Raw genomic sequence first — 22,748 nt, 5'->3', positions numbered from 1 at the left:
AACGTAGAAATTGGGCGTAGCCGCTCCCCTACCCATCGGGCATAGAAGAGCGAATAACGCAGATGCTTAAAAAGAGCGTTTAGCGGTTAACGTCTGCTTTAGACAAGCAGCGCGCGTACCAGCTCTACCCAGTAACGCGTACCTAGCGGAAGCAGCGCGTCGTTAAAGTCATAGTGAGGGTTGTGTAACGAGGCGGAATCCTCGCCGTTGCCCATCCAAATGTAAGCCCCCGGCCGCTCGGCGAGCAGAAACGAGAAATCTTCAGAGGCCATGCTCGGCGGCGGGTTACGCAGCACGCTTTCTTCACCTAACAGGTTTTCCAGCACCGTGGCACAGTGCTGGGCATGCTCTGGGGTATTGATAGTGGCGGGGTAGCAGCGCTGGTAATCCAGCTCAACGGTTAAGCCGTGAAACTCTGCCGAACTTGCAATCGCCTGCTTAAAGCGCGCCTCAAGGTGTTCTTTAAGCGCCATATCAAAACAGCGCAATGTGCCGCGTAGCTCCACCCGCTCCGGAATCACGTTGAAAGTATCCCCGGCATGCATGCTGGTAATACTCAACACGGCAGACTGATTGGGCGGCGTTTCGCGACTCACTAACCCTTGCAGCTGGCTAACCAGCTGACAGCTGGCTAACACCGTATCGATACCCAGGTGCGGCATGGCCGCGTGGCAGCCCTTTCCGGTCAACGTTAAGCTGAAAATATCAAAGGCCGCCATCACATCGGTATCATGCACCGCCGCAACACCCACCGGCAGCCCCGGCCAGTTATGCAGGCCGTACACCGCATCCATAGGAAAGCGCTCAAACAACCCGGCTTCGACCATCACGCGCCCACCGCCGGCGCTTTCTTCGGCAGGCTGGAAGATAAACACCACGCGGCCTTTAAAGTCCGGCTGCTGCTTTAATGCCCAGGCGGCACCCAGCAGCATGGTGGTGTGGCCGTCGTGGCCGCAGGCGTGCATCTTGCCCGGCGTTTGAGAGGCGTACGCAAGCGACGTCTCTTCAAGAATGTCCAACGCATCGATATCAGCCCGCAGACCAATGGTTTTGCCGTCACCGCGCTGACCATCCAGCGCAGCAACGACGCCAGTGCCAGCGAGCCCCGTGGTCACTTCATAGCCCCACTCGGTGAGCAGTGCGGCAATACGTGCGCTGGTGCGATGCTCTTCAAAAGCGGTTTCAGGGTGCTGGTGAAAATCGTGACGCCAGGCGCTTAATTCTGCGCTGTCGGGTAAACGAATTGAGGCCGTCATCCTAACTCTCCTTAAAGCATTATGTGAGCAACCACCGCTGAACCAATAAAGGTACCGGTGAAAACTAACAGCGACACAATCACCAGCTTCCAACCGGCTTGCTTGAACATGGCAAATTCACGCCCTGTCAGTGCCAACCCTGCATACGCCAACACGGGCGTAACCACCGCCAGGAAGTTCACTGCGGCTAACTGCGCGATAATCCACTCACTAACGGGGAACACTGGCAGCGTTGCAATAATGCTAATCAATGACACCCACGCAACGCTAGGTAGGTAGAAGGGACAAAGCCGCCCCATCACTAAGCCAATAATGACCATGACATACAGAATCAGCATGCCGGGTAGCGCGTCTAATAACGGCGCACCGTTGACCACATTGCTAAACCAGGCAGCCACACACACCGCCGCTAGTACCAACGCTGTTTTGCCCAGCTGATTTTCAGGGCGCAGCTCTTTTAACGCTTCAGCGTCAAAGCTATCAACACTAGTTTCATGAGTTTTCATGGCGGGCCTCCTGGCGCGAACCTTTTAGGCGCTTGTACATCCACTCGGTTACCGGCAGTGCGATAAACAGTGAAACGTACAGGCCAGTGGCATAAGTCAGCAGGTTACTTGCCCCTGCAAAGGCCAGCAGCTCATCTCTGGAAGCAGGCACCGCTTCAGCTAACGCCGCCGAGCATGCTGCCACCATACTGCCGCTGCCCACGCCACACGCCATGGCTAAGGCGCGAATATCAAGAATATCCAGCGAGGCGATGTAGCCGGCTAGCAAGGCGAAGTAGAGCGTGCCGAACATGGTTCCCACCACGTAAACGCCCATAATGCCGATACCTTCCGGGCTTCTTAGTCCGTAACGGTCTGAGATAATGGCAATATTGGGTTCACGAGCGATAGAGTAAGTCGCACCAATCGCCTCCCGGCCCATCTTGAGAACCAGTACCGCAAAGGGCAGCGCTATCAGCATGGTGCCCAGATTACCCAGTTCTTGAAGTATCAGCGCGGGGCCTGCAGCGATGATCTGATCAATCGCCGGGCCAATGGTAGAGCCAAATTTAGCAATGAACGGCAGGATGGCGATCAAAATGATCGGCCCCGCTGCATTGCTGACCGGCTTGGGAATAATCTTACCCATGCCCGAAAACAGATGAGGATTAAACAAAACGCCAATCACAAACGCGTATAGCAGCGGTAATAACAGTAGTGTTCCAGGCCCAAGCGGAATTCGCACGATGCCTATCCACTCAGCAAACATCGACGTGACTATCACCATCAGGTGCAGACGCCAGTTCAGCAACAGCTTGAGATCCATTGGGATGATCCTGTTTTTTTTAGAGTCACTGTGAGTATCGAAAAGTTAGTGTTCTAATCATAGGGGTTTAGCGCGCTATTTTTTAGAACACTCCGCCCCTGGATCAATGACAATGCTGTGACGTAACATGAAAAAATTGATTAAACGTTGATTGAACTGTTGGCGACAAACACCGCTGCAACGCTCTATACTGACAAAACTATACTAAAGTCTAATGACCGCCAATAAGAGACGCTATGCCAATTTCACTGCCGCTGCGGCGCCTTTGGACCCTGGATAAATTTGCTTACAGCCTGCGCGTTTTTATAGCGTTCAGCGGTGCTCTGCTTTTAAGCGGCCTGTCTGGCGATATAGCGTTAGTCATTCCACTATTTTTGGGGATTATCGCCTGCGCGCTTTCTGAAACCGACGACAGCTGGCAGGGGCGTTTTCAAGCGCTCGTCGTGACGTTGGTCTGCTTTACCTCGGCATCATTTATCGTTCAATGGCTGTTCCCCTGGCCCTGGCTATTTGTCCTTGGACTGGGTGTTTCTACGTTCACGCTCATTATGCTCGGCGCTATTGGGCAGCGTTACGCCACCATTGCCTCGGGCACGCTCATATTGTCGATTTATTCAATGATCAACATCGAACAGCATGGCGGCGTAGACGCAGACGTGGCCGCACGCCAGCTACTCCTGCTCGGCGGTGCGGTGTGGTATGGATTAATTTCGGTGGTGTGGTGTGCGTTGTTTTCGCGCCAACCGGTAAAGCAGAGCATGGCCCGGGTCTACAAAGCGCTGGGCGAGTTTCTAATATTAAAATCCGCGCTGTTTGAGCCCGTGCGCGGCGTTGATGTCGAAGCACGCAGGTTGGCGCTGGCACGCCAGAACGGCAACGTCGTTGACGCGCTCAATCAAGCCAAAGAAATGATTTTTCGCCGCCTTGAAGGGCAGCGCGGCAACCGCAGGCTAAACCGCTACCTGCGTATCTACTTTATCGCCCAGGATATTCATGAACGCGCCAGCTCAACCCACTATCCCTATAGCGCGCTCAGTAAGGCCTTTTTCCATCATGATGTGCTGTTTCGCTGCCAACGACTGCTAGATCAACAGGGCCGCTCCTGCCGCCAGCTGGCCAAATCACTGCTGCTCAAGCGGCCGTTTGATCACCAGCAGAGCGAAGAAGCTTTGGCCGACCTACACGCCTCCATTGAGAACCTCCGCGACCGGGGCAGGCCCGAATGGCGCCCGCTGCTTTATCCGCTGAGTGCCCTCGCCGACAACTTAGCGACGTTAGAAACTCAACTTGCCAGCGCACACAATCCCGATGCCAGCGAAGAGCGGCGCGATAGCGCACTCTATGACCGCTCTCCGTCTAGCGTGCTAGAAGCGTGGAAGCGGGTGCGCCTGAACTTCACCCTGGGCTCACCCACCTTTCGTCACGCGGTGCGGCTATCCATCGCGCTGATGGCAGGCTATGGGTTATTGCAGTGGATTGACCCGGAACAAGGCTTCTGGATTCTGCTCACGACGCTGTTTGTATGCCGGCCTAACTTTGCCACCACGCGGCGGTTCTTATCGCAACGCATGCTGGGCACCGTATTGGGACTGGTCATTGGCTGGGCGTCGATCAGCCTTTTCCCCCACCCGCTGGTGCAAAGCATGATCGCCGTGGCCGCAGGGGTATCGTTCTTTGCCAACCGCGAAAAACACTATGTTATCGCTACCGCCTCTATCACGCTGCTTGTGCTATGCAGCTTCAACCAAGTAGGCGATGGCTTTAATCTGATCTTGCCGCGTCTTTTCGATACCTTGATTGGCTCGGTGATTGCAGGATTAGCGGTATTTTTTATTCTGCCCGACTGGCAGGGCCGCAGGCTTTACCGCGAGGCCGCCAACGCGCTGAACGGCCATCGCCGCTACCTTGAAGAGATTATCCACCAGTACGAGGAAGGCAAGCAGGATGGCTTGGCCTACCGCTTGGCGCGACGCAATGCCCACAATGCCGATGCCGCGCTTTCCACACTGCTCACCAACATGCTCCACGAGCCCGGCCACTACCGGAAACTGGATGCAGACAACGGACTGCGTTTTCTAGTGCTTTCCAACACGCTGCTCAGCCACCTCTCGGCCCTAGGCGCCCATCGCCATCAATTAGCCGACGATGAAGACGATGCCACGCTAGTGCCGGTAGCAACACGTATTGGCGAACTGTTAGGTCATATCGCAGAACAGCTAAACAAACGCCAGCCGGTAGAAATACTGGCAGAGCAAACGGCCGCGCTATTAACGCAATTAGAGGAGCAAAGCGCTGCTAGCGCAGACGAACAAGCCGTCGCTCTGTATCGCCCTATTCAAAGCCAGCTGCGCCTAATTGCTGAACAGCTAGCGCCGCTGGGCGAGGCTGCTAATCGGTTGGTCGTCAACGAAGCGCCTGTATCCAGCAGCGTTAACGCTTAAACCTGCCCATAGCGGCCCGCGGCTTCTCCCAGCCAGCGGCGTACCAATACAGCGGTTACGTCTGCGTTGCCTTGCAGCGTCTGGGCCATGGCGGTAACGCGCTCTAACAGGTCCGCATCGCGCTCTAGGTCGGCGATTTTCATCTGCGCAAGACCCGTTTGGCGAGTGCCCAGCACTTCGCCTGGCCCGCGAATTTCTAAATCTTTTTCCGCAATACGGAAACCATCGGTCGTTTCGCGCATCACTGCCAAGCGCTGGCGGGAGCTTTTCGACAGCGGCGGATGGTAGAGCAACACGCAAAAGCTTTCCGTGCTGCCGCGCCCTACCCGGCCACGTAGCTGGTGAAGCTGGGAAAGCCCCAGTCGCTCAGGGTTTTCGATAATCATCAGGCTCGCATTGGGCACATCCACACCGACCTCGATCACCGTGGTGGCCACCAGCAAGTCTAGCTCGCCTGCTTTGAATGCCGTCATTACCTCGGCTTTCTCACTTGATTTCATGCGCCCGTGAATCAAACCCACGGCCAGCTCTGGTAGCGCCACCGTTAATTCATCGCGTGTCACCTCGGCAGCCTGGCATTGCAGTACTTCGGATTCATCAATCAGCGTACACACCCAGTACGCCTGGCGGCCTTCGCTGCAGGCAAGCCGAATACGCTCCACCACTTCAGGACGCCGCTCGTCAGGCACCACCACAGTTTTAACCGGCGTACGGCCAGGAGGCAGCTCGTCAATGACTGACACATCCAGGTCCGCGTAGGCGCTCATGGCCAGCGTGCGTGGAATCGGCGTAGCGGTCATGATGAGCTGATGCGGGGTCAGCCCACCCGCCTCGCCTTTTTCACGCAGCGCTAGACGCTGATGCACGCCAAAACGGTGCTGCTCGTCAATAATCGCCAGCCCTAAGCACTGAAAGTGCACGTCGTCTTGGAACAGCGCGTGGGTACCGACGATCATTCGCGCGCGGCCATCGGCAATCGCGGCCTTAGCATCCAACCGCGCTTTACCTTTGAGCTTACCCGCCAACCACGCTACTTCGATACCCAGCGGCTCAAACCACGCTTTAAACGAGCGGTAGTGCTGCTCAGCAAGGATTTCCGTCGGCGCCATGATCGCGGCTTGGCAGTTACCCGCCAGGGCACACAGCGCGGCCATGGCCGCCACGACGGTTTTGCCTGACCCCACATCGCCTTGAACCAAGCGCAGCATTGGCGCTGGGCGGCTTAAATCGAGGCTGATTTCTTCCAATACACGGCGCTGAGCACCGGTCAGAGCAAACGGGAGCTGCGCCAAAAAACGCGCCTGCAGGCTACGCCCTGAGGGTAGCGCCGGGGCACCATCGGCCTGAATACGCAGACGAACCTCGCGCAGGCTTAACTGGTGAGCCAGCAGCTCTTCCAACGCGAGCCGGCGCGTGGCCGGATGCTGGCCCCAGGTTAACTGTTCGATATTCACATCGGGCGGTGGCTGATGCAGTAAGTGCAAACTGGCGTGAAGTCCCGGTAGCTGAAAGCGCTGGCGCAGCGCATCAGGAATAACGTCAGGCAGCGCTTCGGGTGCCGCGTCTAACAGCCCAAGAGCCTGCTGCGTCAAGGCACGCAGGCGCGGCTGATTGAGCCCTTCGGTGGTGGGATAAATAGGCGTGAAATACTCGTCTACCGGTGCTTCACTGCCCCCCATTAACCGGTATTCAGGATGATAGATCTCTAAACCCGTTGCCCCAGCACGGGCTTCTCCAAAGGCGCGCACGCTCGCACCGGGGTGCAGCTGTTGCTGCTGGGCGGGCGAGAAGTGGAAAAAGCGCAGACTCAAAATACCGCTGTTATCACGCACCCGTACTAGCAGGCTGCGCCGCCGCCCTTTTACCACGTCGCAGGCCGTCACTTCGCCTTCAATCACCGCTTCTTGCCCGGCGCGCAACAGGCCAATGGGCGTCAGGCGCGTGCGGTCTTGATAACGTAGCGGCAGATGAAAGAGCAGGTCGCTAACGCGCTGAATAGCCAAGCGGCTAAGCTTTAGCGCGAGGGCTTCGCCTACGCCTTTAAGCGACGTGATGGGGGCGGAGAGATCGCTCATGAGGCGCTTTTCACAGCCTGAGAGGGCTGACGGCACTGGCTGATCGCCTGAATCAACGCTTCAATCGCCTTTGGCCGCGGAAAGCTTGCCCGCCAGGCAATCGCCACGGTGCGCGACGGTGCGGGTTCAACGAAGGGACGACTGACCAACATGGCATTTTCATACTGGTCGGTACCCAGCGCCGACTGTGGCAAAACGGTAATGCCCAACCGGGAGGCCACCATATGGCGAATGGTCTCCAGCGAGCCGCCTTCCGCAATCAGCGTGTTATTGGGACTGTTGAGCTTGTGGGTAATCGCCGGGCAGGCTTCAAGAATTTGGTCACGGAAGCAGTGGCCTTCACCGAGCAATAACAGACGCTCTTCGAGTAAATCTTCTTTATTGATCGCCTCGCGCGTCACCCAAGCGTGATTAGCCGGCATTAACACTTCAAACGCTTCGTCGTAGATCGGCTTGGTGACCACATCGGTCTCGGTGAAGGGCAGTGCCACAATAATCACATCCAGCTCACCGCTTCTTAGCTTGCCACGCAGAGTGCCGGTCATGCCCTCTTCGATATACAGCGGCATTTGCGGGGCAGCGTTAGCCAGCGCAGGCACCAGGTGAGGAAATAAATAGGGCCCTATGGTATAGATCGCGCCAATACGCAGCGGGTTGGCTAGCTGGTCTTTACCGCTACTGGCCAACTCAAATATCAGCGTGCTCTGTTCCAGCACTCGCTGCGCCTGGGCAACAATTTTTTCACCTAATGGCGTGACCTGCACGGTGGATTTCGAGCGCTCAAATAGCGGCGTCTCGAGCTCTTCTTCCAGCTTTTTCACCGCCACCGATAGCGTGGGCTGAGAGACATGGCAGCGCTCTGCCGCGCGGCCAAAATGGCGCTCTTGGGCAAGGGTTACGATGTAGCGAAGTTCTGTTAAAGTCATAGCGGTGCCAGTGGCATCCTCTTGTAGCAGCGTGTGACTAATAGCATGCTGTCAGCGGGACGGAAAAGGACAAGCAAGCTCTGCCGACGATCTTCTCTACTGACGATTTTCTCAACTGACAGTGTCATGGTTCACTGTAATCGTTGACAGAGATTTTGTATCTAATAGGGAATATTAATCAACAGGAGTGAGCACGGTGAAGCTAACCGTACTGATTATCGGCTGTGGCGATATTGGGATCAACCTTGGACGCGAGTTGCTGGAGGAAGGGCACCGGGTGATTGGCTTACGCCGCAACGTCGAGGCCTTAAAGGGCACCGGGATTAAACCGCTCGCGCTAGACCTGAATAGCCTGGAAGACGCCGACGCCTCAAGCCTTCCTCACGCTGACTATGTCGTGTATACGGTGAGCGCGGACCGCTTTGAAGAAAGCGCTTATCAAAGTGCTTATCCCGAAGGCTTAAAGCGCGTACTGGGCATCATGGCGCAGCACAAAAAACTGCCGCGTCGGGTGTTTTTTGTGTCTTCGACCAGCGTCCATGGCCAGCAGGAAGGCGAAGTGGTCAACGAACAGAGCCCCACCGATCCGACTAGCTTCTCTGGCAAGCTAATGTGCGAAGCCGAGCAGGCGCTGATAAATCATTCGCTTCCCGGCACGGTGATTCGCTTCTCCGGTATCTACGGCCCAGGCCGTGACCGGCTGATTCATCAGGTCGCCGAAGGTCGCGTGGCCGCGATTACACCGGTGATTTACTCCAACCGCATTCACCGCGACGACTGCACCGGCATTATCGCCCACTTGATTCGTCGCCAGGAAAGCGGCGAGCCGCTGGAAGATATCTATCTCGGCAGCGATTGTGAGCCCGTCACGATGCATAACGTCATGATGTGGCTTGCCCAGCAGTTGAAAGTAGCGGCCACTGAGACGATGCAATCCCCGTTACGCCGCCGCGCCAGCAAGCGCTGTGATAACCAGCGCCTCATCGACGCCGGCTATCAGTTCCGCTTCCCGAGCTACCGTGAAGGTTATACACAGGTGCTTAAAGAAGGCGGCTTCCTAGCGGTTAACCCCGTATAAAATACAGCGGTGAAGCGCAGGCAAAATTAATCGCCGATGATCATCACTGCTTCAGCTTCCACCTGGCTGCCTTTGGGCAGCGCTTTGACGCCGACGGCAGCACGGGCGGGGAAAGGAGCGGTGAAGAACTCTTCCATGACTTGGTTAACAATGGCAAAGTTATCCAAGTCCACCAAGTACAGGTTCAGCTTCACGATATCACTCAGTGAACCTGCCGCTTCTTCACACACGGCCTGCAGGTTGGCAAAGACTTGGCGTGCCTGAGCTTCAAAGTCTTCTGACACAATCGCCATGGTGGCAGGGTCGAGCGGAATCTGACCAGAAAGATAAACCGTGTTACCCGCTTTAATAGCCTGGGAGTAAGGGCCAATAGCAGCAGGGGCTTTGCTGGTGTTGATAACAGCCTTATTGCTCATGCGATGTCTCGCTCCTTCAGTGAATAATTAGTCGTTCGAATACGTCGTTAAAATAAGTACTCAGCCAACGCCACCAATAGCAGACGCTACCGATAGTGCATCAGTAGGTCGTGTATAGGGATTTTAGTTGGCGAGTCGGGTGATTTTGCCGACACTAGATAGATTACGGATCCGTTTGATAATCCGTGCTAAATGCACTCGCCCTTTCACAGACAGCGTCAGCGTGACCGTCGAAAGGTGTGCATCGCGTTCTTCAATACCAATACGTTCGATATTGGCATCCGCATCCGTGACTAGTCCAGCAAGCTCAGCCACAAGCCCACGGCGGCTCTCAATTTCAATGCGCAGGGCGACCGGGAAGTCTTCATCTATCGTGTCTGACCACTCCAGCGCGAAGAGCTTGTCGGGATCATTTTTATCGGCAAAGTTCTTATCAACAACGTTTTTACATTCGGCACGGTGTACAACCAAGCCCTTCCCCATGGAAAGATGGCCAACAACCGGGTCGCCCGGCAGCGGATGGCAGCAGCGCGCAAAGTTGATCACCATGCCTTCACTGCCGCTGATCACTACCGCTTTGCTACCGTCTTCGGTAGCAGGATGCACATAGTGACCGCCGTGTGCGGCGTCCACTAAGCGTCTTGCCACCACCTGCGTCATGCGATTACCCAGCCCCAGTGACTCCAATAGCGACTCTTCAGACGAGACATCCAGCTCTTTAAAGGCCCGTTTGAGCACGCTTTCGTCCAGTTCTTCCAGGCTGGTGTCAAACGGCGCCAGGGCTTTATTGAGCAACCGACGGCCCAACATGACGGCCTCGGTTTGCTGCTGATATTTAAGCGCGTGGCGAATGGCTGAACGCGCCTTCGCGGTAGTCACGAAGTTAAGCCAGGCAAGATTGGGGCGCGCACCAGGGGCGGTAATAATTTCGAGCGTCTGGCCGCTTTCTAAACGCGTAGAGAGCGGCGCCAAGTGCCGATCAATACGGCAGGCGATACAGTTATTGCCGATATCCGTGTGCACGGTGTAGGCAAAATCGATCACGGTAGCTCCCTGGGGAAGCTCCATGATGTCGCCTTTGGGCGTAAACACATAGATATCGTCAGGGAACAGGTCATTTTTGACGTGTTCAATAAATTCCAGTGAGTCGCCGGCATGGCGCTGCATTTCCAGCAGGCCTTTCACCCATGCCCGGGCGCGTGCATGGCTACCTTCGGCAATCGGGTGCGAGGTTTGCCCCGCCTTGTAAAGCCAGTGGGCGGCAATACCGTTATTCGCCATGGCTTCCATTTCGCGCGTGCGTATCTGCACTTCGATAGGCATGCCGCGTGAGCCAAACAGCGTAGTATGTAGGCTCTGATAGCCGTTGGCCTTGGGAATCGCGATGTAGTCTTTAAAACGCCCCGGGACGGGCTTATAGAGGTTATGCACCACGCCTAAAATACGGTAACAGCTGGCCACATCTTCCGTGATAATGCGAAAACCAAATACATCCATAATTTCGGCAAAAGGCTTACGCTTATCACGCATCTTTTTATAGATCGACAGTAGATGCTTTTGGCGCCCAATCACGGTGCCATTGAGCCCATCGTCATCGAGGCTTTTTTGCAGCGACGACTGAATTTCGCGCATGGCACTACGCCGATGCCCACGAGCGCTAGCGACGGCGCGCTTAATGCGCTCGGCACGCATTGGGTGAATGGCCTGAAAAGAGAGGTCTTCAAGCTCGATGCGAATGGTGTTGATGCCTAGCCGGCCGGCAATGCGCGCGTAAATTTCCAGCGTTTCACGGGCAATACGGCGCTTTTTATCCGGGCGCAGTGCCCCAAGCGTGCGCATGTTGTGCAGCCGATCGGCAAGCTTGACGATGATGACGCGAATATCTCGCGACATCGCCAGCACCATTTTCTGGAAGTTTTCGGCCTGAGCAACCGCTTTGTCTTCAAAGGTGATTTGGGTAAGCTTTGATACCCCATCCACCAGTTCTGCCACCGGTTTACCAAACTGCTCGGCCAGGGCTTTTTTGGATACCCCGGTATCTTCGATAACATCATGCAACATAGCTGCCATCAAACTTTGATGGTCCATGTGCATGTTGGCAAGAATGTTCGCCACCGCTAGCGGGTGGGTAACATAAGGCTCGCCAGAGCGACGCCGCTGGCCATCGTGGGCCTGCTCAGCGTAATAGAAGGCGCGTTTGACCTGCTGGATTTCATCCGGGGGTAAATAGCCGCCGAGTCGGTCGGCCAGGTCATCAATGGTGAACATCTACCGCGCCTCTATCGCTTGCGTTATCGATTTCTTGATAACCGTTAGTCGTCGATATGAGTCGGTGCCATCGCAGGACGCGGACGCACAGCGGCTTCAACAGGCTCGTCCAGAACCGTGTGATCCACCAGGCCTGCCGCAATTTCACGCAGCGCCATCACCGTCGGCTTGTCGTTTTCCCACGGTAGCAACGCATCACGTGAGCCGCGCGCAAGCTGGCGAGCACGCTGGGTAGAAATCATCACCAGCTTGAAACGGTTTTCAACATTTTCAAGACAATCTTCAACGGTTACGCGAGCCATGGGAGCCTTCCTGTTATGACAGAACCAGGCCGGCGCCGTATGGAACATAAACGGGCCGACCCAGCGGAAAAACGCATTTAACACCGCACTTAAAACAGTATTTAAAAACGGCATTTAAAAACAATAGAACCGAACAGATTACTCGATTGCAGGCGCCTGTGACAAGAGCGCAGATAATAGCAAAGCGTGGCGCTCACTCATTAACGAGCGGCTTAAGCGACGGCTAATGACCAACGACTGTAATTCCTGCAGCGCGGTAGTGAAGTCATCGTTGACGACGAGATAGTCATATTCATGGTAATGAGACATCTCGCTGACCGCTTCGCGCATGCGTCGGGCGATGACCGCATGCTCGTCAGTGCCACGGCTTGATAAGCGCCGCTCCAGCTCATCACGCGACGGCGGTAAAATAAAAATCGATACCGCATCAGGCATTTGCACGCGCACCTGCTGTGCACCCTGCCAGTCAATTTCAAGAATAACGTCCTGCCCAGCCGTCAGTAATGCTTGTACCGCCTGGCGTGAGGTGCCGTAGTAATTATCGAATACTCTGGCATACTCAAAAAACTCACCTCGCGCGATCATCGTTTCAAACGCGGCCACATCAGTGAAATGGTAATTCACGCCATTCACTTCACCCTCGCGCTTCGCACGGGTAGTGTGCGACACCGATACTTGAATACCATCCAGGCTTTCGATGAGTTCACGCACCAAACTGGTCTTGCCAGCACCCGACGGAGCAGAAACAATAAAAAGCGTACCTTGGGACATGAAACAATTTCCCCAGTTTGCGCAAATAAGTTGCGAAAATAAGTTGTGAAAAATAAAGGGCAAAAATAACCAGAACGGCTGCAGGAAAGCAGCAAGGCCGCGCAGTATCGCACACCCATCGCTGCGGCTGTAGGGTTAGTAACAACATACAGGGAGGTAAGTATGCGCAGTACGCTGTTTATATTAGCTTTAATAGCGCTGGGCGTAGCCCTGCAAAAAGAAATTATTGAGATCCCCCGCCACTGGGCGCCCTGGGCGCCGCTGCACGTTGACGACCCCATTACGCCCATCACTCAGCTCAAGCTCAGCCGCCTGTCGGATGATCGCACCGGCTGTCTGGCCGCTTTAGATACGGTCCCCGCAAGTGAGCTGCGCTACACGCCACTGGCAGATTACGCCCCCACCGCGAGCTGCCCGCTATCCAATATCGTGCGGATGCAATCAAGCGGCGTCGCCTTTAATCAGAGCTTCGTTGCCTCCTGCCCCATGGCACTGGCCTGGGTCATGTATGAACGCCACGCGTTACAGCCCGCCGCCGAGCAATTGATGGGCAGCCGCGTCAGTCAGGTGAATCATGTCGGCAGCTTTGCGTGCCGGAACGTGTATGGTCGAGAAACAGGCAGGCGCAGCGAACATGCCACCGCAGAAGCGCTGGATGTCACCGGGTTTCAATTCGAAAATGGCGAGCGTATTACGGTGTTAAATAACTGGGATGATGAAGGCGCAACGGGTGAGTTCTTACGCGCCGCGCGCGATGGCGCCTGCGATACGTTCGGCAATATCCTCGGGCCCGATTACAACGCCGCGCATGCCGATCACTTTCACATGGGCATGCGCGGTTTTAGGCTCTGCCGCTAAGCAGTGTCAACCGTCATTTATTCGAGGTTGATGTCGTCTTTATCAGTAGCCGCACCGGTGGCAGCACCGACACCACCACCAATAACTGCACCCTGAACAACGCTACCACCGGTCACGGCCGCAGCGCCGGCACCCACGGCAGCACCAACGCCAGCGCCACTAGTGGCACGCTCGCCGGTGGTCGTGCCACAGCCTGCTAAAGCGACGGCCATCGCGACAACTGCACCAAGGGCCAGAATACGTGAGTTTTTCAAAATCTGAGTGTGCATGGTCATCTCCTTATGGGTTGCTCCTTTTACACACTAGAAAAAATTTCACACATTTACCATTTAATTATCGCTGTTCGATAACGAAAAATAGCTACGCCCGCCGGGCCGCAACGCCATAAGTACGCTTTTCCAGCCAGCGCCCTGCGGCAAAAATAACCAGGCCGCAAAGTGCTAATGCTGTGCCCACTAAGCCCGTACTCGACCAGGTAAAGCCTGCACTAATGGCCAACCCAGCCAGCCACGCGCCGAGCGCGTTTGCACCATTAAAAGCCGCATGATTGAGTGAGGCTGCCATGGTTTGGGCATCTTCTGCCACATCCATTAAGCGGGTTTGTAGCGAAGGCGCTAACGCCATACTGGTGCCTACCAAGCCGACACACAAAAGCCCTGTCCAAACGTTATTCGCCGCAAAGTAAAACAGCCCCTGAACAATGCCACACCACAGCAAGATGCAAGGGATTGCGCGCATGAGGTTTTTATCTGCCATGCGGCCACCGATTAAATTACCGGCAATTGAACCCAGGCCAAAAATTACCAGCACCAAAGGCCCTAGCGACTCACTCATACCCGCTTGCTGGGTCAGTGTTGGCATTACATAGCTAAAAATAGCGAACATACCGCCGCAGCCAATACAGGCCAGGGCTAAGGCAACTAACACGCGCTGCTTCAGCAACGCAGACAGCTCGCGCACGGGGCTGGCACCTGTATCCACGGGCTGAACCGGTACATAGAGACGTATTAGCAGAGCGGTAAGCAGAGCAATTCCCCCCACACCCACAAACGCGATTTGCCAGCCAAACTGGTTGCCTGCCCACGTACCTAGCGGCGCCCCGATCAAAATAGCGACCGTTAGACCCAGCATCACCCTGGAAATAGCGCGTGCCCGTTGATCCACCGGCACCGCACCCGCCGCTACTAACGCCGCAATGCCAAAGTAGGCACCGTGCGGTAAGCCCGCGAGAAAACGCAGTCCCACAAATGACCAGAAACTCGGTGCCAGAGCGCTAGCGATGTTGCCCACTGCAAACACCAGCATCAGCACGATTAATAACAGCCGCCGAGGCGCGCGTGCGGCCAGCGCTGAAATTAACGGCGCCCCCACCACAACACCCAGCGCGTAGCTACTGATCGCGTAGCCCACCTGAGGAACCGTCACGGCTAAGTCGCCCGCCACGCGGTTCATCAACCCCATGATGACGAATTCGCTCGTTCCTATCCCAAACCCGCCCAGCGCCAACACAAATTCGGCCAGGCGCGGTTTGCGCGCCAGCCCTTGAGACGACGATGCTGTCGAATCCTGCATATTTATCTCCTAGCGGTACCGCCCTGTTGGCACCTTGATTAGCGCAAATGATCGCAGGATTAGACGAAAGTATAAATACGCCGCGTTCAAAAAATTAGCCGGCAAAAAGCGTTTGCCTGCCCTACTAGCGTTCATTGAGCTTTATCGACAGGCCTGTGCACAGTACTGTTCACTTAATCCTGTTCACTTAACTGTTTATTTCTTCAATAAGGCGAAGGCGATGACACTCGATACCATTGAGCACGCCATGGCGGCACTTGCTGAGGCCGACCCAGATATTGCCCGCGCATACCCATTGGTCGGCGCGCCTAGCCCACGTCAACGCGACCAGGGGTTTTCGACGTTTTTCAGTACCATCGTTAGTCAACAGCTATCCACCGACGCGGCACGCGCGATTATGGGCCGTGTCAATACGTTACTGCCGGAGCTGCATGCAAAAGCGGTGATGGAAGTGGATAGCCAAGCGCTGCGCGATGCGGGGCTCTCCTGGCGGAAAATTGAGTACGCCAAGGGCTTGGCAGAAGCCGAACTCGCCGGCACCTTTAGCGCCGATGGGCTTGAAAAGCTAAGCGATGATGACGCCATCGCCGCGATTACCGAGCTACGCGGCTTTGGCCGTTGGAGCGCTGAGATTTACCTAATGTTTTCTCTCAACCGTCCGGATATTTTTCCTGCCGACGACCTGGCCCTGCGCGTAGCGTTAGGGCGCCTGAAAGGCATGGACGACAAACCCACGCCCAAACAGGCGCGCCAAATGATAGAACACTGGGCGCCTTGGCGCAGCGTGGGCTCGCTGTTTCTATGGCACTACTACCGGGGCGAGCCTTTGTAAGGGCTAAGCGTCCAACCCACCAAACTTGCCATTCTGATAATCCTCTACCGCCTGGGCAATCTCTTCGCGGGTGGTCATCACGAAGGGCCCATGGGAGTAGACAGGTTCGTCGATCACCTCGCCATGGCCAAACAGCAGGCGCGCGTTACTGCTGGCTTCGATGTCGAGGCTCTCGCCATCACGGTCTACTTCGATCAAATGGTGAGGCTGAACGGGTTCACCACTCACCGTGACATCGCCATCGACCACATAGAGAAACACTTGCCGCCCAGGAGTAACGGGCAGTAGCTCACGTGTGCCCGCGGGCAGTTTCAGCGTCGACATAAATACGCCGGTCAGCGTTTCAATAGGGCCAGCCTGCTCCTGCCACTGCCCGGCGATCAGGTTCAGCTCACCGCCGCCCGGCAATTGAATAGCCGGGATCGACGACTGCTGAAGCCCTACATAGCGCGGCTCGCTCATTTTCAAACGCGCAGGCAAATTAACCCACAACTGCAGAATCTCCAGCGGGCCGCCCTCACGCAGAAACTCGGGTGGCGAGATTTCCGCATGCACGATGCCGCTACCCGCCGTCATCCACTGCACGCCACCTTTATGAATCACGCTTTGATGGCTGGCACTGTCAGCATGGGCCAGCGACCCCTCTAAAATAAACGTCACCGTTTCAAAGCCGCGATGCGGGTGCGGGCCAAACGGCAGCCCGCGGTTATTGGCCGGATACGTTTGCGGGCCGTGGTGATTCAAAAACAGAAACGGGTCGAGCTGATCCAAACCAGGCCCTGGTAACGGCCGACGCGTGGTTAAATCACCGATATCATCGCGCTTGGCCGGGTGCTGGGCGATCACCTGACGCACTGACTGGGTTGTGTCTATTGGCATCATTTACTCCTTATCAATACTGTCCAGCATAAAACCTACAGCCGCGGATAAGGAGCGAATAATTTGCCACGTTTCATTGCAGGAAATTGTTAGTAAACGGCTCAGCGGTTTCCTCAAAACTCGGTCACCACCGTCACACCCGCCCCTTCAAACTTATCCATGTTCATCAACGCATCAATCGACTGTTCAAGGGTGATGCGTTTGCCGATCAGCTTTTCCGGCGCCAGCTTGCCAGACTGAATCATCGCCAGCATGGCGTCATAACGATGCGCCTGCATGCCGTGGCTGCCGAGTATTTCAAGCTCGTTGGCAATGACCTTACTCATCGGGATGGCTGGCGTGCTGTGGTCCGCCAGCATCAGCCCCACCTGAATATGCTTGCCCCGTTTACGCAGGTTGCTGATGGAGTTAACACAGGTCGTTGGATGACCTAGCGCATCCAGCGATACATGAGCGCCTCCCCGGGTTATTTCCGTTACCGCTTCCACCACATTGGCCACCTTGGCGGCATTCACCGTGGCAACGGCGCCTAATTGACGAGCCAGATTAAGCGCCTCTTCCGAAATATCGATGGCAACGACGTTGGCACCGATGGCGTTGGCAATCATTACGGCGGATAGACCAACACCGCCGCAGCCATGAACGGCCACCCACTGCCCAGCCGATGTTTGGCCCTTATCGACTACCGCCCGAAAGGAAGTGACAAACCGACAGCCCAGGCTGGCCGCGGTCGCAAAGTCGAGTGTCTCCGGCAGCGCGACCAAATTCACATCGGCGTAGTGAATACCCACATACTCGGCAAAGGATCCCCAGTGGGTGAAGCCGGGCTGAAACTGACTATCGCACACCTGATGGTTGCCCGAGTGACACTCAGGACAAGTGCCACAGCCACCCACGAACGGCACAGTGACGCGGTCGCCAACGCGCCATTGCTTTACATCTTTACCAACGGCTTCGACTACGCCTGCCAGCTCATGGCCCGGCACATGGGGAAGCTGGATATCGGTATCATGCCCCACCCAGCCATGCCAATCGCTGCGGCACACGCCGTTCGCCATCACTTTCACCACCACGCCGTGAGGTTCAGGCGTCGGATCAAGCAACTGCTGAATACTCGGCGGGGCGGAAAACTGCTCAAAAACAACGGCCTTCATCAAGGTCTCCTAAACGTTTTCGCTTTTTTTACTTTATAACTGCTTACGTGGGTAAGAAGCGAATTAGTCACCGCTAACGTTTAACCGCCCCACTACTTGAAACGAATTATCCGTGGGACGCACCACAATCATCTCGCCAGAGCCTACGCCACGGCCCACCAGCGCTGTGATATTCACCTGATGGGTAACCAGCAGCAAATTGCCCGGCCCTTTCCATGCGGCGATCTGCTGCTGGGCGGTTTGAGTGATTTGCGCCTGATCACCGCGCCCGCGAAAGAACGAATCCAGCCAGGGAGTAGGCATTACAGGCGCCAGCGCCATTAGCTCAGCGGTTTCCAGTGCACGGCACCAGCTTGATGAGTACACCGCCGCAATGGGAATATCCCGCTCGCGAAAGGTACGACCAACGGCTTTCGCCTGGTCGCGACCCTGAGCAGAGAGATTGCGTTGGGTATCGCACTGAGAAAGCTCAAAGCCCGGCGGATCGCCAATGCCAGGGGCCAAGGAGTGGCGCATTAAAATGGCTAAGTCGCCCTCTTTAAGCGCCTGCCAGGTTGTTTCGTTTGCCTGTGTGCTGATGGGCAGGATGACCAGCACGCTTAGCAGCAGAGTGAAGGTGAAGTGGCGTAGGGTGGGCATGGGCCATCCTCAATCAGTTAAAGGTAAGCAGCAGCGAGTGCAACAACCGAGAGGCTGGGAAAGGGATTCAATGTCACCAATTTGTGCAATATGCAGCAGTTTTACCAGCGCTTTTCAATTCGAGAGACAGTGTCTCTCGAATTGAGATGGAGCCACCGTTATCAAAAAGTGTTTGAAGCCTCTCTTACACCGCTAACCCTCAAAAGTAGACTTAACTACTAAGCCTCTGTTCTATTAGTATGAGTTTTATATATAACAGCGGCGGAATAGCCAATTTGCAAAGATGTGGAGAGTAAATGTAATGACATCGCCCTATCCTCCCAGCAACTTTGGCTTTTTAGCAGAGCATGATGCGCTGTTTGTCGAGCTGACCGCCGCCGCCGAACACGCCTTTGTTAGCGATCCCAACACCACCTTGATCAAACTGCGCCAATTGGGGGAAGCGCTTGCCCAGCATATGGCGGCGATCTCCGGGGTTGAGTTTGACGATCAAACCAGCCAAGCCGACCTACTCTACCGCTTAAACCGCGAGCTGCGTCTAGAACCTCAAGTAAAAGAGCTATTTCACACTCTGCGCATTGAAGGCAACAAAGCCACTCACCAGTTTCGCACCCGTCACAAAGAAGCCATGGATGGCCTGAAGCTGGCCCGCGCACTGGCTATCTGGTTTCACCGCTCGTTTGGTAAGGAAGGCACCACCTTCAAACCCGGCCCTTTTGTACCGCCCGCCGACCCAAGCGCGCAGTCGCGCCAGCTTCAAAGCGATATTGAAAAGCTCCGCCACGAGCTTCAACACGCCAACAAGGCACTGGACAGCAGCCAGCAGCTTAGCCAGCTGGTCGAGCAAGAGAAGCAGGAGTACGAGGCACTGGCATTGGCCATGGATGAAGAGTCCCGTGCCCTGGCCGAACAGGCCCAAAGCCATGAAAAAACATTAGCCCAGCAGCAGCACGCTTACGAAGCCAAGATTCAAGCCCTGCAAACACAGCTCACCGCCCAGGGCGAAAGCAGCGTTAATCAGCAGCGCCAACAGGTAGCCAGCAAAACCAAAGCCGCCAGCGACACCTTGGCGCTGAGTGAAGAGTTAACGCGCATACTGATTGACCAGCAGCTTAATGAAGCAGGCTGGGAAGCCGACAGCCAAGAGATCAGCTATCAAAAGGGTGCCCGCCCCGAGAAAGGCACCTACCGAGCCATTGCTGAATGGCCTACACTGCCCGCGCATCGCGGCAATGGCCAAAAAGAACGAGCAGACTACGTGCTATTTTGCGGTTTAACACCGATTGCCGTGGTTGAAGCCAAAAAAGAAAACATCAATGTCGCGGGCAAAATTGATCAATCTGAGCGTTACAGCAAAGGACTCAGCGTTGAGCCACCGCTGGTGGGGGCCTGGGAATTAGTAGGGCGAACCATTGCCTGGCCCGCCGATGAAGAGGGCCACTTCAAAGTGCCCTTTGTGTACTCCTGTAACGGCCGCCCCTATCTCCCCCAGCTAGCCGAACAGTCGGGCACCTGGTTTCGCGATGTGCGAGAACCCAGTAACACACGCCGCGCCTTACCTCGCTTTCATACCCCCGGTGGCCTGTTAAACCTGCTGGAACGCGATAGAGAAAACGCCGACAAGCTGCTCAAACACGAGCCCTTCGGTTACCTGCGGTTAAGGGAGTATCAGCAAAAAGCGATTCTCGCCACCGAGCACGCACTGGCCCACGGCAGCCGCGCGGCCCTGCTGGCCATGGCCACAGGTACCGGTAAAACCCGCACCATTATTGGTCTTATGTACCGGTTTCTAAAAACCGAACGCTTTCACCGCATTCTGTTTTTGGTTGACCGTACCGCCCTTGGCGATCAAGCCATTGACGCCTTCAACGAAGCCCCGTTAGAGCAGAACCAAACCCTAAGCAAGATCTACAACGTGGCAGAACTGGGCGATATGGCGGCAGAAGCCGAAACCCGCGTGCAGGTGGCCACCGTGCAGGCCATGGTGAAGCGCATTTTTATGAGCGACCAGGCACCGCCGATTGATCAATTCGATTGCATCATTATCGACGAAGCCCACCGCGGCTACACGCTCGACCAGGAGATGACCGAAGGCGAGCTGGCCACCCGCGACGCTAGCCAGTACCTCTCCAGCTACCGCCGGGTGCTTGATTACTTCGATGCGGTCAAAATCGCGCTCACCGCCACCCCGGCCAAGCATACCAGCGAGATTTTTGGTAAGCCGGTGTACACCTACTCCTATCGGGAAGCGGTAGCGGATGACTGGCTGATCGACCACGAACCGCCCATACGCTATGAAACCCTGCTGACCCAAGAAGGCATACTGTTTGAGAAGGGTAAGCCCATTGAGGTCATCAACACCCAAACCGGCGAAGTGGATACCAGCGAACTCGAAGACGAACTGCGCTTTGACGTTGACGCCTTCAATCGCCAGGTCATCAACGAAAACTTTAATCGCGTGATCTGTGAGCAACTGGCCGAAGAGCTCGACCCGTTTGGCGACGAAAAAACGCTGATTTTCTGCGCCACCGACCTCCACGCCGATATGGTCAAACGTCTGCTGGATGACGCTTTCAAAGCGCTTTATAACGGCAGCTACCACCAGGCAGCGGTGGCTAAAATCACCGGTAAAAGCGACAAAGTCGCTCAGCTGATTCGCCGCTATAAAAACGAGCGCTACCCCAATATCGCGATTACCGTCGACCTACTCACCACCGGCATCGACGTGCCCAAAATTTGCCACTTGGTGTTTATGCGCCAAGTGCGCTCACGGATTCTTTTTGAACAGATGATAGGCCGCGCCACCCGCCGCTGCGATGAGATCGGCAAGACCGTGTTCACCATCTACGACCCGGTGGATATCTACGCCGCCCTGGCGGAGGTCAACACCATGCAGCCGCTGGTGCGCGACCCCAATATCAGCCTTGCACAGCTAGTCGATGAGTTGACCGATGAGCACCAGTTGGAAAACTCACTCAATAGCCCTGGCGAACAGCAGGGTGAGAGCCAGGCCGATGTCGTGCTGAACCAGCTCAGTCAAAAAGTCATGCGCGTACTGCGTAAGGCCGACACCAAAGCGGAAAACAAACCTGCGCTTAAACAAAAACTGAGTGATCTTCAAAGCCTATGGGGGGTGGAGCCGAAAAAACTCCATGAGCACTTACATAAGCTGGGCCCAAGGCAGGCATCCGCGTTTCTTCGCCAGCATAGCGGCCTGATACACCAGCTAGCAGAGGTGAAGCACCTGGTGGGCAGCGAACGTATGCCGGTGATTTCCGACCACGACGATGAGATTCGCGAGCGCAGCCAGAGCTACGGCGTTCATAAACGCCCGGAAGACTATCTGGATAGCTTCAATGCGTTTATCAAAGAGCAGATCAACCAATCCGCTGCCCTAGCCGTGGTGGTCAACCAACCCCGCGATCTTACCCGATCGCAGTTGAAAGACGTCAAAGTGCTGCTGGATAACCACGGCTACTCGGAAGCCAACCTGCAAAGCGCCGTGCGCAACCACACCAATCAGGATATTGCCGCCAGCATCATCGGCCATATCCGCCGCGCCGCCCTCGGCGAGCCGTTAAAACCATTTGAACAGCGCGTCGCCGATGCCATGGATCGCCTCTACACCCAGCACGACTGGACGCCCAACCAACGCAAGTGGCTGGGAAAACTGGCCAAACAGCTCACCAAGGAAGTGATTCTCGACCGGGATACCGTCAACCAGCTCCCCGCCTTTCAAGGCGGTGCTAAGCAACTGGATAAAGTGCTGGGCGAGCAATTGGACAGTGTGCTGGAAGAGCTGAATGAGGCAATGTGGCCGCCCAAAAGTGCATGACCGCGCTATATAGTTTTTAGTATTTTTTCGTCATAGCGCTTTTATGACGAGACGCCACATATATAGAAAACCGGCTTTTCTTAACATGTGCTCAGTAACGTGCAAAGATTTCGGCCTTTTCTAACCATGTCAGCG

At 55.6% G+C, this 22,748-nt stretch carries 19 protein-coding genes; 5 read left to right on the top strand and 14 right to left on the bottom strand.

Annotated features, from left to right (window positions below; genetic code table 11):
- Positions 1-98: 98 nt before the first annotated feature.
- Genes CIK78_RS02405 through CIK78_RS02395 form a run of 3 tightly spaced genes read right to left on the bottom strand, consistent with a single transcriptional unit; the run spans position 99 to position 2,567 of the window.
- Positions 99-1,256: a M20 aminoacylase family protein gene (locus CIK78_RS02405; protein ID WP_096276872.1), complete on the bottom strand. Its 1,158-nt coding sequence runs from the start codon at positions 1,254-1,256 to the stop codon at positions 99-101.
- Positions 1,257-1,267: 11 nt separating this feature from the next.
- The gene (locus CIK78_RS02400; protein ID WP_096276869.1) at positions 1,268-1,762 is read right to left on the bottom strand and encodes a hypothetical protein; all 495 of its coding nucleotides are present in this window, start codon (positions 1,760-1,762) and stop codon (positions 1,268-1,270) included.
- Positions 1,749-2,567 (bottom strand): DUF3100 domain-containing protein, encoded by an 819-nt coding sequence (locus CIK78_RS02395; protein WP_096276867.1) that lies wholly within the window; start codon positions 2,565-2,567, stop codon positions 1,749-1,751. The genes CIK78_RS02400 and CIK78_RS02395 overlap by 14 nt, the downstream gene beginning before the upstream one ends.
- A gap of 236 nt (positions 2,568-2,803) precedes the next feature.
- On the opposite strand from CIK78_RS02395, the gene yccS reads away from it, so the two are divergent.
- Positions 2,804-5,008: a YccS family putative transporter gene (gene yccS, locus CIK78_RS02390; RefSeq protein WP_096276865.1), complete on the top strand. Its 2,205-nt coding sequence runs from the start codon at positions 2,804-2,806 to the stop codon at positions 5,006-5,008.
- Here yccS and recG read toward each other — a convergent pair.
- Together recG and CIK78_RS02380 are read right to left on the bottom strand one after the other, a co-directional pair.
- On the bottom strand, positions 5,005-7,083 hold the full coding sequence (recG, locus tag CIK78_RS02385) for an ATP-dependent DNA helicase RecG (RefSeq protein ID WP_096276863.1): 2,079 nt from the start codon (positions 7,081-7,083) through the stop codon (positions 5,005-5,007). The genes yccS and recG overlap by 4 nt on opposite strands.
- Entirely contained in the window at positions 7,080-8,009 is a 930-nt protein-coding gene (locus tag CIK78_RS02380; RefSeq protein ID WP_096276861.1) for a hydrogen peroxide-inducible genes activator, read from the bottom strand. The genes recG and CIK78_RS02380 overlap by 4 nt, the downstream gene beginning before the upstream one ends.
- Before the next feature lie 196 nt (positions 8,010-8,205).
- Here CIK78_RS02380 and CIK78_RS02375 point away from each other — a divergent pair, with 196 nt between their 5' ends.
- Positions 8,206-9,087, top strand: coding sequence for an SDR family oxidoreductase (locus tag CIK78_RS02375; RefSeq protein WP_096276859.1), 882 nt, complete (start codon positions 8,206-8,208; stop codon positions 9,085-9,087).
- A gap of 26 nt (positions 9,088-9,113) precedes the next feature.
- On the opposite strand, the gene CIK78_RS02370 is transcribed toward CIK78_RS02375, so the two are convergent.
- The 4 genes from CIK78_RS02370 to gmk form a co-directional block, all read right to left on the bottom strand.
- Positions 9,114-9,503, bottom strand: a complete 390-nt coding sequence (locus tag CIK78_RS02370) for a RidA family protein (protein ID WP_096276857.1) — start codon at positions 9,501-9,503, stop codon at positions 9,114-9,116.
- Between the two features lie 123 nt (positions 9,504-9,626).
- On the bottom strand, positions 9,627-11,771 hold the full coding sequence (locus CIK78_RS02365) for a RelA/SpoT family protein (protein WP_096276855.1): 2,145 nt from the start codon (positions 11,769-11,771) through the stop codon (positions 9,627-9,629).
- A 44-nt stretch (positions 11,772-11,815) separates the two neighbouring features.
- Positions 11,816-12,073 carry a DNA-directed RNA polymerase subunit omega gene (rpoZ, locus tag CIK78_RS02360; protein WP_007112267.1) on the bottom strand — a complete coding sequence of 86 codons (258 nt, stop codon included), beginning with the start codon at positions 12,071-12,073 and terminating at the stop codon, positions 11,816-11,818.
- A gap of 138 nt (positions 12,074-12,211) precedes the next feature.
- Entirely contained in the window at positions 12,212-12,844 is a 633-nt protein-coding gene (gene gmk, locus CIK78_RS02355) for a guanylate kinase (RefSeq protein ID WP_096276853.1), read from the bottom strand.
- 162 nt (positions 12,845-13,006) lie between these two features.
- Between gmk and CIK78_RS02350 the strand changes: the two genes are divergently transcribed.
- Positions 13,007-13,702, top strand: coding sequence for an extensin family protein (locus CIK78_RS02350; RefSeq protein ID WP_096276851.1), 696 nt, complete (start codon positions 13,007-13,009; stop codon positions 13,700-13,702).
- A 17-nt stretch (positions 13,703-13,719) separates the two neighbouring features.
- Here the strand turns inward: CIK78_RS02350 and CIK78_RS02345 are convergent, their stop codons facing one another.
- Positions 13,720-13,971 carry a hypothetical protein gene (locus CIK78_RS02345; RefSeq protein ID WP_096276849.1) on the bottom strand — a complete coding sequence of 84 codons (252 nt, stop codon included), beginning with the start codon at positions 13,969-13,971 and terminating at the stop codon, positions 13,720-13,722.
- 91 nt (positions 13,972-14,062) lie between these two features.
- Complete coding sequence (locus CIK78_RS02340) at positions 14,063-15,274, bottom strand: MFS transporter (protein ID WP_096276847.1); 1,212 nt, start codon at positions 15,272-15,274, stop codon at positions 14,063-14,065.
- A gap of 220 nt (positions 15,275-15,494) precedes the next feature.
- Here CIK78_RS02340 and CIK78_RS02335 point away from each other — a divergent pair, with 220 nt between their 5' ends.
- Positions 15,495-16,106 (top strand): DNA-3-methyladenine glycosylase, encoded by a 612-nt coding sequence (locus CIK78_RS02335; RefSeq protein WP_096276845.1) that lies wholly within the window; start codon positions 15,495-15,497, stop codon positions 16,104-16,106.
- Between the two features lie 3 nt (positions 16,107-16,109).
- Here the strand turns inward: CIK78_RS02335 and CIK78_RS02330 are convergent, their stop codons facing one another.
- The 3 genes from CIK78_RS02330 to CIK78_RS02320 form a co-directional block, all read right to left on the bottom strand.
- On the bottom strand, positions 16,110-16,985 hold the full coding sequence (locus tag CIK78_RS02330) for a pirin family protein (RefSeq protein ID WP_096276843.1): 876 nt from the start codon (positions 16,983-16,985) through the stop codon (positions 16,110-16,112).
- Between the two features lie 113 nt (positions 16,986-17,098).
- Positions 17,099-18,139, bottom strand: a complete 1,041-nt coding sequence (locus CIK78_RS02325) for a zinc-dependent alcohol dehydrogenase family protein (protein WP_096276841.1) — start codon at positions 18,137-18,139, stop codon at positions 17,099-17,101.
- Between the two features lie 63 nt (positions 18,140-18,202).
- Positions 18,203-18,778, bottom strand: a complete 576-nt coding sequence (locus CIK78_RS02320; RefSeq protein WP_096276839.1) for a histidine phosphatase family protein — start codon at positions 18,776-18,778, stop codon at positions 18,203-18,205.
- Positions 18,779-19,079: 301 nt separating this feature from the next.
- Between CIK78_RS02320 and hsdR the strand changes: the two genes are divergently transcribed.
- Positions 19,080-22,613: a type I restriction-modification system endonuclease gene (hsdR, locus tag CIK78_RS02315; protein ID WP_096276836.1), complete on the top strand. Its 3,534-nt coding sequence runs from the start codon at positions 19,080-19,082 to the stop codon at positions 22,611-22,613.
- Positions 22,614-22,748 lie beyond the last annotated feature (135 nt).

The sequence above is a fragment of the Halomonas sp. JB37 genome (genome assembly GCF_002332255.1).
Taxonomy (GTDB): Bacteria; Pseudomonadota; Gammaproteobacteria; order Pseudomonadales; family Halomonadaceae; genus Vreelandella; species Vreelandella casei.
The sequence above is the reverse complement of the archived record's forward strand: the minus strand, read 5'-3'. Positions and strand labels throughout refer to the sequence as shown.